11 protein-coding genes are annotated in these 13229 nt (G+C 74.9%); 6 read left to right on the top strand and 5 right to left on the bottom strand.

The genetic code is table 11. From position 1 onward, the window contains the following. The first annotated feature begins 13 nt into the window (after positions 1–13). The 3 genes from ABD230_RS07015 to ABD230_RS07005 all read left to right on the top strand — a co-directional run bounded on the left by ABD230_RS07015 (position 14) and on the right by ABD230_RS07005 (position 4299). Positions 14–2980: a helix-turn-helix transcriptional regulator gene (locus tag ABD230_RS07015; RefSeq protein ID WP_344370888.1), complete on the top strand. Its 2967-nt coding sequence runs from the start codon at positions 14–16 to the stop codon at positions 2978–2980. A gap of 81 nt (positions 2981–3061) precedes the next feature. After that, on the top strand, positions 3062–3601 hold the full coding sequence (locus ABD230_RS07010) for a glutathione peroxidase (RefSeq protein WP_344370886.1): 540 nt from the start codon (positions 3062–3064) through the stop codon (positions 3599–3601). Positions 3602–3615: 14 nt separating this feature from the next. Next, positions 3616–4299, top strand: a complete 684-nt coding sequence (locus tag ABD230_RS07005; protein ID WP_344370883.1) for a TIGR02453 family protein — start codon at positions 3616–3618, stop codon at positions 4297–4299. A 42-nt stretch (positions 4300–4341) separates the two neighbouring features. Here ABD230_RS07005 and ABD230_RS07000 read toward each other — a convergent pair whose 3' ends face one another. Next, a complete protein-coding gene (locus ABD230_RS07000) occupies positions 4342–5937 on the bottom strand; it encodes a DHA2 family efflux MFS transporter permease subunit (RefSeq protein ID WP_344370881.1) in 1596 nt (531 codons plus the stop codon). 73 nt (positions 5938–6010) lie between these two features. Between ABD230_RS07000 and ABD230_RS06995 the strand changes: the two genes are divergently transcribed. Beyond that, complete coding sequence (locus ABD230_RS06995; protein ID WP_344370878.1) at positions 6011–6478, top strand: MarR family winged helix-turn-helix transcriptional regulator; 468 nt, start codon at positions 6011–6013, stop codon at positions 6476–6478. Between the two features lie 64 nt (positions 6479–6542). Here the strand turns inward: ABD230_RS06995 and ABD230_RS06990 are convergent, their stop codons facing one another. Beyond that, the gene (locus tag ABD230_RS06990; RefSeq protein WP_344370876.1) at positions 6543–8078 is read right to left on the bottom strand and encodes a leucyl aminopeptidase; all 1536 of its coding nucleotides are present in this window, start codon (positions 8076–8078) and stop codon (positions 6543–6545) included. 207 nt (positions 8079–8285) lie between these two features. On the opposite strand from ABD230_RS06990, the gene ABD230_RS06985 reads away from it, so the two are divergent. Continuing rightward, a complete protein-coding gene (locus ABD230_RS06985) occupies positions 8286–8834 on the top strand; it encodes a DedA family protein (RefSeq protein ID WP_344370874.1) in 549 nt (182 codons plus the stop codon). Between the two features lie 19 nt (positions 8835–8853). On the opposite strand, the gene ABD230_RS06980 is transcribed toward ABD230_RS06985, so the two are convergent. The 3 genes from ABD230_RS06980 to ABD230_RS06970 form a co-directional block, all read right to left on the bottom strand. Beyond that, on the bottom strand, positions 8854–9372 hold the full coding sequence (locus tag ABD230_RS06980; protein WP_344370871.1) for a hypothetical protein: 519 nt from the start codon (positions 9370–9372) through the stop codon (positions 8854–8856). Positions 9373–9456: 84 nt separating this feature from the next. Then, positions 9457–11217 carry a hypothetical protein gene (locus tag ABD230_RS06975; RefSeq protein WP_344370869.1) on the bottom strand — a complete coding sequence of 587 codons (1761 nt, stop codon included), beginning with the start codon at positions 11215–11217 and terminating at the stop codon, positions 9457–9459. A gap of 233 nt (positions 11218–11450) precedes the next feature. Next, positions 11451–12419: a carbohydrate kinase family protein gene (locus ABD230_RS06970; protein ID WP_344370867.1), complete on the bottom strand. Its 969-nt coding sequence runs from the start codon at positions 12417–12419 to the stop codon at positions 11451–11453. 91 nt (positions 12420–12510) lie between these two features. On the opposite strand from ABD230_RS06970, the gene ABD230_RS06965 reads away from it, so the two are divergent. Continuing rightward, entirely contained in the window at positions 12511–13203 is a 693-nt protein-coding gene (locus ABD230_RS06965; RefSeq protein WP_344370865.1) for a TetR/AcrR family transcriptional regulator, read from the top strand. Positions 13204–13229: the final 26 nt, after the last annotated feature.

The raw sequence follows: 13229 nt of genomic DNA, 5'->3' as shown, positions 1-13229 counted from the left end.
GGACGATTGGATGGTGAGCAGCTCCCCGTCGAGTACGACCATCGTGGGTCGCGACGCCGAACTCGAGTGGCTGGCCGGGCTCCTCGACTCCGTCCGCGCCGGCACGCCGTCGACCGCCGTGATCGGCGGCGAGGCGGGCATCGGCAAGACGCGCCTGGTCGCCGAGTTCACGCGCGCGCTCGGGCCGGACGTACGGCTCGTGCGCGGCCAGTGCGTCGACCTCGGGGACGTCGCCGCACCGTATTCCCCGATCAAGGGCGCGCTGCGCCAGCTCGTCGCCCAGGTGGGCGCCGAGCGCGCGCTCGACGCCGTCGGACCCGGCCGTGCCGCCCTCATGGCGCTGCTGCCCGAGCTCGCCGCCGTCGACGGCGGCCCCGCCGGCGAGGTCGTGATCACGCCCGGCGGCGCCGGGAGCGGGCAGCTGCACGAGGCGGTCGCCGTGCTGCTCGAGACGCTCTCGCGCGACGAGCCGATCGTGCTGGTGATCGAGGACCTCCACTGGGTCGATGCCGCGACGCTCGCCCTCCTGCGCTTCCTGCTGCGCTCGCTCGGCTCGAGCCGCCTGCTCGTCGTGCTCACGTACCGCACCGACGACGTGACGCGCGGCCACCCGCTGCGCAGCTTCCTGTCCGAGGCCGAGCGCGATCGCTGGGTCGAGCGCCGCGAGCTCGGCCGCCTCGACGAGGCGGAGGTCCGCGCGCTCGTCGGCACCCTCGTCGTCGACGACGCGCTGAGCGACCAGGCCCTCGAGACCGTGTTCCGCCGCAGCGACGGCGTCCCGTTCTTCGTCGAGGAGCTCGTCGGCATCGACGGCTGCCGCGACGAGGGCTTCGTGCCCGACACGCTGCGCGACCTCCTGCTCGCGCGGTACGAGCGGCTCTCGGACGAGGCGCAGGAGCTGCTCCGGCTGCTCTCGACGGGCGGAGTCCGGGTGCCGCACGCACTGCTCTCCGAGGTGTACCGCGGCACCGAGCCGCAGCTCGAGTCCGCCGCGCGCGAGAGCGTGCTCTACGGCGTGCTCGTGATCGACGGCGACGACTACGCGTTCCGCCACGCGCTGGTGCGCGAGGCCATCCTCGAAGACCTGCTGCCGGGCGAGCGGGCCCGCTACCACGCCCGCTACGCGGAGGCCTACGAGGCGCAGGCCGCGGCCGGAGGGCGGCGGCTCGCCGCCGAGATCTCGTACCACTGGATGGGCGCCCGTGATCCGATCCGCGCCTTCCCGGCGACGATCCACGCGATGCGCGAGGCGCGCGCGGCGGTGGCGTACGCGACGTCCGCCCGGCTCGGCGAGCGTGCCCTCGAGCTGTGGGACACGGTGCCCGACGCGGCGCACATCGCCGGCATGGGCAAGCTCGAGCTCATGGGCCGCACGGCCTCGCAGCTGCGGCACGCCGGCGAGGGGGAGCGCAGCCTCGCGCTCGTCAAGGCGGCGCTCGCCGAGTGCCCGCGCGACGACCCGCAGTACCCGCGACTGCTGCGCGACAAGGCGCAGTACCTCGCCAACGTCGGCCGCGACGGGTCGATCCCGCTGCTCGAGGAGTCGCTCGCCGCCATCCCCGACGACGGGAGCGACGCGTCGGAGGAGCTCCGCGCGACGGTGCTGACGGCACTGGCCGGCCGCTTCATGATCGAGGGGCGCACCGCCGAGGCCGTCGAGACGGCGGATGCCGCGTACGAGCTCGCACGGTCCATCGACTTCCCGCGGTACGCGTCGGTCGCGATGAACATCAGCGCGGTGAGCCGCGCCGCGCGCGGCGAGGTCGATCGTGCGCTCGTCGACATGGACCGCGCCCACGCGCTCGCCGAGGGCGACGGCGCCGCGCTGCTGCGCTACTGGGTCAACGCGTCCGACCTCCGCTACCTCGTCGGCGACCACCACGAGGCCGTGCGACTGGCGGAGGAGGGCCTCGCCCGTGCCCGGGCGCAGGGCGTCGAGCGCAGCTCCGGCGTGATCCTGGCCTCCAACGCGGTCGATCCGCTCTTCGCACTGGGCGAGTGGGAGCGGGCCGACGCGCTCATCGAGCGCGCCCTGGCCCTCGACCCGCCGGGGCCGTTCCGCATCTACCTGCAGCGGGCCAAGCTGTGGGCGCTGGTGTGGCGGGGCGACGCCGAGCACGCCGCCGAGCTGCTCCGGCAGTACCGAGCGGCGATGGCACCGGTCATGCAGGTCGAGATGCAGACCCGGCTCGCGGTGGGGCGCGTGGAGGTCGAGATCGGGCTCGCGACGGGCGACCTCCCGCAGGCGTGGCGCGACGGGCGCGGCGTGCTCGACGAGCCGGTGCTGCCCCTCGCCGGGTACGCGGAACCACTGCTCTGGGCGGTCTCGCGCGTGATCGCCGCGGTGCGGGCCGACCCCGCTCGCGTCGGCGAGGCCGAGGCGTCCGAGATCCTCGCGGCGGAGCCGCGGTTGCGCGAGATGCTCGGCCGGCTGTCGTTCTGGCCGACCCACGGGCTCTGGGCGGCGCTCGTCGAGGCCGAGCTGGCACCGACCGCCGCCGCCTGGCAGGCGGCCGTCGACGAGGCCTCGCGCGAGTCCGCCCCGCAGTTCCTCCGTCCGTACGCGCTGCTCCGGCTCGGCGAGGCGCAGCTCGACGCGGGCGATCGAGCGGGGGCGCGCGACGCGCTCCAGGGGGCGTTCGACGCGGCGGTCGTGGGCGGCGTCACGGCCGTGCAGACCCGCGCCGCGCGCGTCGCGATGCAGGCCGGCCTCTCGCTCGACGGCGCGAGCCGACGCGACGGCCTGCAGGGCGTCGCCGGCGTGGCGGGCGCCGACGATGCGGGCGACGCCGTGGCCGAGCTGACCGCGCGCGAGCGCCAGGTGCTCGACCTGATCGCCGAGGGGCTCAGCAACCGCCAGATCGGCGAGCGGCTCTACATCACCGGCAAGACCGCGAGCGTGCACGTGTCGGCGATCCTCCGCAAGCTCGGCGCCTCGAGCCGCACCGAGGCGGTCTACCTCGCCCGCGCCACCCGGTAGCGCCGTCGGCGGCGGGACTGCGAGCGGGCTCCCAGCGCCCGGCGCTAGCGTGGTGGCATCGACCCGAGGGAGCTGCGGCGAATGACCGAACTCGAGACCATCCCCTTCACGACGATGTCGGGTGAGACCCGCACGCTGGGCGATTGGGCCGGCCAGGTCAGGCTGGTCGTCAACGTCGCATCGCGCTGCGGGCTCTCGCCGCAGTACGAGCAGCTCGAGCAGCTGCAGCGCACGTACGGCGACCGCGGCTTCACGGTGCTCGGCTTCCCGAGCAACCAGTTCCTGCAGGAGCTCTCCTCGAACGAGGCGGTCAGCGAGTACTGCTCCACGACGTGGGGCATCACCTTCCCGATCCTCGACCGCGTGCGCGTCAACGGCCGCAGCGAGCACCCGCTCTACGCCGAGCTGAAGCGCACCCCGGATGCCGAGGGCAAGGCGGGCCGCGTCACCTGGAACTTCGAGAAGTTCCTGGTGCTCCCGTCCGGCGAGGTGCGCCGCTTCCGGCCGACCACGGTGCCCGACGACCCCGAGATCATCGCGGCGATCGAGGCCGCGCTCCCGGATGGCGCACCCGACGCCGCGCCGGACGTCGCCGGGTCCGGGCGCGTCGACCGGGCCTGACCGCGGGCGTCGTCGTGACCGCCGAAGGCCGTACCGCCGCCGACGAGACCGGGTCGACGGACCCGGGGGACGCGATCGCGCCGGATCGGCGCCTCTTCGACCCGGACGCGTTCGCCTTCTACGCGGAGCTCGAGCAGCACAACTCCCGCGACTGGTGGCAGGCGCACCGCGGCGACTACGAGCGGCTCGTCCGGGTGCCGCTCGAGGGCGTCGCCGCGCTCGCCGAGCCGCGCTACGGGCCGGCGAAGGTGTTCCGGCCGAACCGCGACGTCCGCTTCAGTGCCGACAAGTCGCCCTACAAGCTCAACGGCGCGATGACGGCCGGCCGCGTCGGCGGCGTGTACGTCTCGATCTCGGCGGACGGGCTGCACGCCGGCGGCGGGCTCTACGAGCCCGCGCGCGAGCAGCTGCAGCGCGTCCGCGAGGTGCTCGTCGCCGACGGGCCGGCCGCCGCGGAGCTCGAGGGCATCGTGGACGACCTCGAGTCGGCCGGGCTCGAACTCGCGGGACCGTTCCTGAAGACCGCGCCGCGCGGCGTGGACCGGGAGCATCCGCGCATCCGGCTGCTGCGGTTCACCCACTTCGCGGGCCTCGGCACGCTGCCGCCCGAGGCCACGATGCGCGACCTCGACGGTGTCTGGCACGCGGTAGAGCCGCTGCTGGCCTGGGTGGGCCGGCACGCCGAACCGGCCGTCTGAGGCCGCGCGTCCCGTCAACCGGCCGCGCGCGTCGACCGGCGGTCACTCCGCGGGTGCGCCGGCCTCCCGCGCTTCGGCGGGCTCGGCGGCATCCGCCTCGCGCCGCGCCGCACCGAGTCCGAGTGTGGCGAGCAGGCCGAGCCCGAGGAAGCCCGCGGCCGCGTAGGCGACGTGCGACGTGGCCGAACTCAGCGATTCGCGTGCCGCGTCGGCCGCCGCGGCGCTCTGCGCCTCGATGCCCGGGATCGCGGCGCCCGCGGAATCGACGACCGCGGCGACGACCTGGTCGGCGCCCGGCGTGCCCTCGAGTCGCTGGCCCAGGTCGAGTTCGAGCGACGTGAACAGCAGGGTGCCGAGGATCGCGACGCCGAGCGCCGAGCCGAGCTGCCGCGAGGTGCTCTGGGTGCCCGAGGCCTCGCCCGAGCGCGCGACGGGCACGTCGTGCAGCACGACGTTGGTCAGCTGGGCGGTCGCGAGGCCCACGCCGAAGCCGTAGACGAAGAGGCCCCCGCAGATCGCCCACCACGGCGTGTCGACCGCGATCACGAGGCCGATGAGCGCGAGCCCGAGGATCTCGGCGATGATGCCCGCGCGCACCGACGTCAGGGCCGAGAAGCGCGAGATGAGCGCGCTCGCGAGTCCGCTCGCGAGGAAGGAGCCGCCGGCGAGGGCGACGAGCACCCAGCCGGTCTGCAGCGCGGTGTACCCGAGTGCGTTCTGCAGCCAGAGCGGCAGGGCGAGGATGATGCCGAACTCGCCGAGCGACACGATGGCCGCCGCGATGTTGCCGTTCCGGAACGACCGGATCCCGAAGAGGTCGGGGGTCAGCAGCACCGGCCTGCCCGCGCGGTGTCGGATGCGGGCGCGCACGACGAAGATCGCGACGAAGAGGATGCCGACGGCGAAGGCGATCGGGATGGGGGAGAGCTCCCACGGCCAGGTCCAGTCGCCGACGGCGGGGGCCTGCTCGACGGTCCACCAGCCGTAGGTGCGGCCCTCGATGAGGCCGAAGACGATCGAACCGGATGCCACGACCGAGATGAGCGCGCCGACCCAGTCGATCGGGCGGTCGTGCTCGGCGCGGGACTCGGGCACGAACAGCAGCACGCCGATGATGATGAGCACGCCCAGCGGCACGTTGATGCCGAACGCCCAGCGCCACGAGAAGTCGGTCGTCAGCCAGCCGCCGAGGAGCGGGCCGACCGCGGCCATGCCGCCGATCGTCGAGCCCCAGACGGCGAACGCGATGCCGCGTTCGCGACCCTGGAAGTTCGCGTTGATGAGCGACAGCGTCGTCGGCAGGATGGCGGCGCCGCCGAGCCCCTGCACGAGCCTCGCGAGGATCAGTGCACTGCCCGAGTCCGCGAGGGCGGCCGCGATCGAGGAGGCGGCGAAGACGGCGATGCCGAGCACCATCACGAGGCGGCGGCCGTAGCGGTCGGCGAGCGCGCCGAACAGCAGCAGGAAGGCGGCGAACACGAGCGTGTAGCTCTCCTGCACCCATTGGACCTCGGTCGAGGTGATGCCGATGTCGTCGACGACGGCGGGGATCGCGACGTTCACGATCGTGCTGTCGACGATGATGAGGGCCACGGCGACGCTGATGACGACCAGCCCGATCCACCGTTCGCGCTTCATATCTTTCGCCTTTCGAAATAAGCTTCCTGCAGAAGTGAAGCACAACCCCGAGCGAGTTGCAAAGATGGTCCACATGTCCACCCCGCCCCGCGGCTACGACGAGCTGTCGCTGCTGCACCAGCGGCTCGCCACGCAGAACCGCCGCATCGCCGACGCCTTCGCGCGGTCCGAGCACCTCTCCGAACGCGAACTCGAGGCGCTCGTCGCCGTGATGCAGGCCGAGCAGGCGGGAGCCCCCCTCACCGCGGGCGCCCTCGGTCGCGCGGTGCGCCTCAGCCCCGCCGCCACGACCTCGCTCATCGACAAGCTCGAAACCGCGGGGCACCTGGAGCGTCGCCGCGGCGTCGCCGACCGCCGGTCGGTCACCCTGCACTACAGCCCGCGCGCGCGGGCCGTGGCGACCCAGTTCTTCGCCCCGCTCGGCGACCTCGCCCGCGCCGTCGACGCCGAGTTCGACGAGGCCGAACGCGAGGTGATCCTGCGCTACCTGCGGCGCATGACCGAGGAGATGGAGGCGCACGCCCGGAGCCTCGAGGGCTGAGCGGCGGGTCGCGAGGCGTCCGAGGGCACCACCCGACGCAGTCGGGTGCCGAAGCGACGTGCGCTCAGCCGACCGGCGTGAACCCCCGGGCCGCCTCGACCAGCAGGCGGGCGCCGTAGCCGGTCGCGCCCTTCGACCGCCAGGCTTCGTCGCTCTCGGCGTTCATGGTGCCCGCGATGTCGAGGTGGGCCCACGGCGTCTCGCCGACGAACTCGGCGAGGAACAGCGCCGCGGTCGTGGCGCCCGCGTTCACGCCGCCGAGGTTCGCGACGTCCGCGATGTCCGAGTCCATGAGCTTGCGGTACCTGCGCACCAGCGGGAACTGCCACGTGAGCTCGTCCGTCGCCGAGCCGGCCTCGACCAGGCGGTCCACGAGCGGCTGGCTCGTGCCCAGCACGACGGAGTGCGAGTCGCCCAGCGCGCGGAGCGCGGCGCCCGTGAGCGTCGCGACGTCGACGATCGCGTCGACGCCCTCCTCGGTCGCGAGCACGAGGCCGTCCATCATGACCAGGCGGCCCTCGGCGTCGGTGTTCTTCACCTCGACCGTCTTGCCGCCGCGCGCCGTCAGCACGTCGCCGAGCTTGTACGCCGATCCGGACGGCATGTTGTCCGTGCACATCAGCCATCCGGTGACGCGCGCGCTCGCGCCGAGGTCGCGCAGTGCGGTGAAGGCGCCGAGCACCGCGGCGGCGCCGCCCATGTCCATCTTCATGAGGAGGTGCATCGGGTCGCTCGGCTTCAGGCTGATGCCGCCCGAGTCGTACATGATGCCCTTGCCGACGAGGCCGAGGTGGCCGCTCGGCTCGCCCTCCGGCGCGTACCGGAGCACGATCATGCGCGGCTCCTCCGCACTCGCCGCGTTCACGCCCAGGATGCCGCCGCACCCGAGCTCGATGAGCTGCGCCCGGTCGAAGACCTCGACATCGAACCCGAACCGCCCGCCGAGCAGCTCCGCGACGTCGGCGAGGTCGCTCGCCGTCAGGTGGCTCGGCGGCGTGTTGGCGAGATCGCGAGCGAGGGCCGTCGCGCGCGCGGTCACGATGCCTTCGGCCGCGCCGGCGGATGCCGCGTCGGGATCGGCGCCGTCGATCCGCAGTTCGAGCCGCTCGAGTGCGGGCACCCGCGGTTCGGCCTTGAGCGCGTCGTACCGGTACCGGCCGAGGAGCACCCCCTCCGTCAGCGCGCGCGCCGCGTCCGCGGCATCCGTCGAGCCGGTGACGGGGACGCGCAGGCCGAGCGTGGTCGCCTTCGGCGCCGCCCGGACGGCGGTCGCGGCCGCGTCACGGAGCGTCGCCTCGGTCGTCTCGTCCGCGGGTGCGCCGCCGACGACGATGATGAGCGAGTTCCCCGCCTGCGGCAGGACCAGCGCCTGGCCGGGCTTGCCCTCGAAGCCGGCCCGCGCGAGCGCCTCGCGGTCGAGCCCGATGCCGTCGGGGAGCGGGCCCTCCTCCTGGACCAGCACGCCGATCGCGTCGAGCCCGGCACCGCCCGTTCCGCCGCCGAACTCGTCGACCGCGGCGACCTCGACCGACCCGAGCGCCTCGAGCGAGGGGATCGGCGAGAAGCCGTCCGGGATGAGCTTGACCGGGTTGCGCGCCATGATGACCTCCACGTCCTCGGCATCGACAGTAGCGGCGGGTGCGGATCGTCGGAAGGTCCGTGCGGCGTCCGCGGGCGGCCGCGCGGCACGACCCCGCCGTCGCCGTCGCCGTCATCGACCGCCGAGCGCGCTGCGCGTTGCCGGATAGACTCGGAGGGAACCCACGACCGCGACGTCCGGGCGGTGGTCCATCGCCCTCGGCGGTCGATGACGGCGACGGGCGGTGCGGTGGAGATCTTCGAGGGATGGCCCCTTCCGGCGGCGATCGGCGTGCTGTTCGTGATCGTGCTCCTGCGCGCCGGCGGCACCTACGCGCTCGGGCGCGGCTCGCGCGCGGGCGTCAAGCGGCTGCTCGAGCGGCGCGGGCGGATGGCGCCCCGGCTCGCTCGCGCCGAAGCCGTCATCGAGCGCTTCGGCGCGCCGGTCGTGGCCCTGTCGTTCCTCACCGTGGGGTTCCAGACCGCCGTGAACCTCGCGGCGGGCGTGCTCCGAATGCCGCTCGTGAAGTACCTGCCCGCGCTGGTCGTCGGCGGCGCCGCCTGGGCGACCCTCTACGGCGTGCTCGGACTCGCGACGGTCAACGCCATCATCCAGGCCGCGCAGCGCGACCCGGTGGCCGCGATCCTGAGCGTGCTCGCGATCGCCGCGGTCCTCGTGCTCATCGAGTTCGCCACGCGTCGCGCGCGCGCGATCTCGGCGCGGCACGCGGACGCCGTCGAGCCGGTGCTGCCCGACGAGGCGGCCCGGCCCGAGTGACGTCGCCGTCGGCCGTCGGTCAGCCGGCGGAGCACTGGTTGTAGTTGCCGCTGTTCCCGTCGTGGCGCTTCGTCACGAAGCCGGTCGTGTCGCCCTCCACGACGACGCCCGACACCGCGGCCACGGTCGCCGTCACCGTGCCCTGCTGGTTCGTGCCGAGGTTGAACGTGATCGTGAACGTGCCCGAGAACGTGCCGCCGGTGCCCTCGATGAGGTAGGTGCTGCCGGTCTGGCTCGACGGCGTGAAGTCGGTCGTCGCCGAGAACCCGCCCTGGCCCGAGTGCTGCAGCGTGATCTGGACGATCGAGCCGAGCGGGAGGTTCGGCAGCACGACCTGGATCGTCCCGGTGCGGCCGGTGCCGTTGCAGCTTCCGATGACCGAGGCGCTCGACACGCCGCCCGGGCTCGCGGCGTACGCCGGCGCCGGCGCCGCCACGAGGATCGCCGGCACCGACCAGGCGGCCGCCTTCGCGAGCGTGCGGCGGTCGATGCCCGGCTTCGGATCGGGTCGAAGGTCGAGGTCGTCCAGGTCGTCCATGATGCCCCCCAGCTCACGTCGCGGCTCGACCAGCCTATGCGCTGAACCCGTCGCCGACGCGAGGGGTTGCGCGAACGGTTCGGGTCAGTCCGTGGAAACGATGCGGCCGCCGGCGCCGCGCAGCGGCGAGGCGGCCTGGCCGGACGACGCGACCTTGGCCGAGCCGCTCCCCGAGGGGTCGCCCGCGGCGACCGTCGTCGTCGACGACCCGATGGACAGGTGCGCGATGGAGCCGCGGATCGCGAACGCCGCCGCGCCGTCGGCGTCGAGGACGCCGTCGATCAGCGGCCGGGACCCGTCGAAGACGGTGAACGCGGTGCCCGGCGCACCGGTCACGATGAGCGTGCGCCATCCGCCGTCACCGGGCTCGCCGACCTCGAACGAGAGCGGTGCGGGGTCGGACGCCGGGTCGTCGGGGTCCACGACCGGCTGCGCCGGTCCGTCGGACGCGGGCGTGTCCGGGGTCGCGCCGGGCGAGGGCGTGGCGCCGGGTCCGGCGTCGCCGGACCCGGCGGTGCCGTCGTCGACCACGCCGGCGTCGTCCGGCGACGTCGGGGCGGGGCCCGCCTGGTCCGGCGCGGTCGAGGGCGTCGGCCGGTCGCCGTCCGCCGTCGGCGCGCGGTCCGGGTCGGGTTCGACGGGGAGTTCGGTGGTGCGGATCTCGGGCGGACCCATGTCGGGCGCGGCCGCCGAGATCTCCGCGGTCCCGGCGCCCGCGGGCGCCTCGCGACCGGGCGCCCCGATCGAGCCACCGCTCACGGCGGCCACGACCAGCACCGCCGCGCTCGAGGCGACGAACGCCGCGGGGGCGCCGATCGTCAGGCTCTTCGGCAGTCGCCGCACGAGCGCCACGAGGGACGTGGTCGTGGCGACGACGGCGGCGGCGAGCCCGACGCCGGCGCGGTCCGGCCGGGCCGCTCCGGCGGTTCCGCTGGTGGCGACGGCGACCGCCGGCGCGGCCCCGACGAGCGGCGCGGCGCCGACGAGCGGCACGGCGCCGAGCACGGCGGTCGAGGCGCCCGCACGGGTCGCCTCGAGGAAGCCGACGCCGGACGCGCCGCCGAGGACGAGCAGGGGCACGAGGCCGACGAGGCGGCGCGACAGGTCGGCGGCCGGGAGCGTCGCGGCGCGGCATCCGGCGCAGGTGTCGATGTGGGCGCGCACGCGATGCGGGAGCCGGCGTTCCGGGCCGAGCGTGCCGCGCACGGCGGGGAGCACCTCGGCGCACTCGGCGTCGCCCGGCATGGCCGCGAGCGTCTGGCGGATCCAGGAGTCGCGCAGCGCCTCCTGCGCGGCCACGACGAGGTGGTCGGCGTCCGCGATCGTGCACCCGAGCGAGGCCGCCAGTTCGGCGGAGGGCAGGCCGTCGATCTCGGCCGACCACAGCGCCTCCTGCGCCGGGGTGCCGAGCGACGTGTACGCGGCCGCGATCGCGCCGCCGTCGCGGAGGCCGTCGGGCAGGTCGTCGCGATACCAGTCCTCGGGAGCCAGCAGCGCGGGCTGCATGCCCGGCGTCGCCCCGCCTCGTCCGTCGGCGGTCGCCGCGGCCTCGCGGACCGCGGCGAGGACGTGCGGGCGGACCGCGCCGACGTGGGGCGTGCCGCCGTCGACGAGCCACGACATGAGCAGGAGCTCGGCCGACTCGACGACGACCTCGACGTCCGCGTCACCCGGCGTCGCCCCTGCGGCGGCGACGGCCGCGGGCTCGTGACGATGCCAGAGGCGCGTGCCGGCGAAGCCGTCGCCGGCACGCGCGGACGCGATGAGCGCGGCGTCGGACGGGGTCTCGACGACCGGGAGCGCGAGCGGCGACGTGGCCGGATGGCTGCCGGGCGCGTCGGGCACGTCCACTCCTCTCGTCGCGCCGTTCGCGCGGTCGGCGCGCGGCGCCCGACGCGTCGTTCGTGGGCGCACGCCGGGGGAACTCGGGTCGCGTCAGGAGGGGCGTGGTGCCGAGACCGTCGTCCGTCTGGGGTGGAGCGCCGATCGGGGGTGCGCACCGCGCCGATGTCGCCATCAGCGGTTGGCCCGAGTCTACGGCCCCGACGGGGGGCGCGCGCAATACCCCTGAGGCGCCGTCAGCTTCCGAGCTGGGGCGAGGTCGTCCCGGTGCGGAGCAGCGCACCCTCGTGTCGCACGGTGGCGGCCGCGATCGTCATCGCCTCAGCGAGCGCGTCGGACCAGGCCCCCGCGGTGGCGGGGAGTCCGTCGATCGCGATGCGGTGCACGATCGCGGCGAGCGTCGCGTCGCCCGCGCCCATGGTGTCGATCACGGGACCGGGGAGCGCGACGATGTCGGCGTGGACGTCGAGCGCGCCGGCATGCACCGCGGCGCCGTCGCGTCCGGCGGTCGCCAGCACGGCCGGATCGCCGCCCGCGCTCCGCAGCCGCTCGACGAAGTCGTCGAGCGGCTCGCCGGCGAGGAGGTCGGCGTCCTCGTCGCCGGCCTTCACGAGCAGCGAGCGTCCGGCGACGCGGACGAGGTTGTCGAGGAACCGCTCGCGGTCGTGCAGCATGCCCGCCCTCGGGTTGCCGTCGACGACGAGCCGGCGCCCGGGCTCGGGGATGGCGTCCAGCAGCGCCGAGACCTGCTCCTCGTCGTCGAACGGGTAGCAGCTCACGACGACGAGGTCGGCCTCCGAGAGGGCCTCCCGCGTCGCTGCGTCGAACGCGAGTCGGCGGTGCTGCGCGGCGTCGTTGAACTCGTACCGCGGCTCGCCGCCCTCAGCGCGGTCGGACACCGCGCGCGAGCTGCCGCGCTCGGACGGGCTCGCGACGAGTCGGACCCCGTAGTCGTCGAGGAAGGCGCGGATGCGCGCACCGGGCTCGTCGTCGCCGACCATCGCGACGAGCGTGACGTCCTCGCCGAGCAGGGCGAGGCCGACCGCGACGTTGAGCGCGGCGCCGCCGACGAACTCACGCGCCCCGGACGGGTCGCGCAACTCGTCGATCAGGGCGTCGCCCACGACCGTGATCCGTGCGGCGTCCGGCTGCGTCATCCGCTCGACCTCCTGCTCGTGGCCGGGGCGACGAGCCCCGGCGCTCACGCCCCAGCGTGTCACGCACGGCCGCCGGCGTCCATGCGTCCCGGGCGGCGGCAACGCTGTACGGTGTGTCGAGTCCCCTACGGAAGGCGCCATGAGACCCGGACCCCGACGCAGCCTCACCCACGCCGAGATCCTCGGCACCGCCTTCGACCTGCTCGAGTCCAAGGGGTTCGACGCGGTCTCGGTGCGCGGCGTCGCGGGTGCGCTCGGGCTCACGCCGACGGCGATGTACACGTACTACGCGAGCAAGGACGCACTGCTGCACGGCATGGCCGAGCAGGTGCTCGGCGGCCTCGGCGCCGATGGGACGGATGCCGCGACCGCCGCGCCGACGGGCGACCCCGTCGACCCCGCGCGCACGCGCATCATCGGACTCGCGAGCGGGCTGCGCGCGCGTCTCGTCCAGCGCCCGGGACTCGTGGGCGTGCTCCTGGCGACGTCGCTCGACGGCCCCAATGCGCGGCGGTTCGACGAGGCGCTGCTCGCGGCGTTCACCGACGCCGGCCTCGGCCCGCTCGAGGCCGGGCGCGCGGCGCACGCCGTGCGCGTCCACGTGCTCGGCGCCGTCGCGTTCGACGCGGCCGAGGCCGACCGGGCCGTCGAGCCCGACTCCGGGCCCGAGCCCGCGCCCACGTCGTCCGACACGCTCTGGGACGACCTCGAGTCGTTCCCGCTCGGCGATTCGGCGCGCGCGGCCGGCGACGACGCCGGCGAGCGATTCGCCTGGGGTCTCGCGCGCCTGCTCGACGGCGTGCTCGCCGCCGCGCCGGCCGTGACCGCCTGACCGACCGCGCCGGCGCCGGCGCCGCG

The sequence above is a fragment of the Agromyces tropicus genome (assembly GCF_039531345.1).
GTDB lineage: Bacteria > Actinomycetota > Actinomycetes > Actinomycetales > Microbacteriaceae > Agromyces > Agromyces tropicus.
This window is presented reverse-complemented; position numbering and strand designations above follow the sequence as displayed.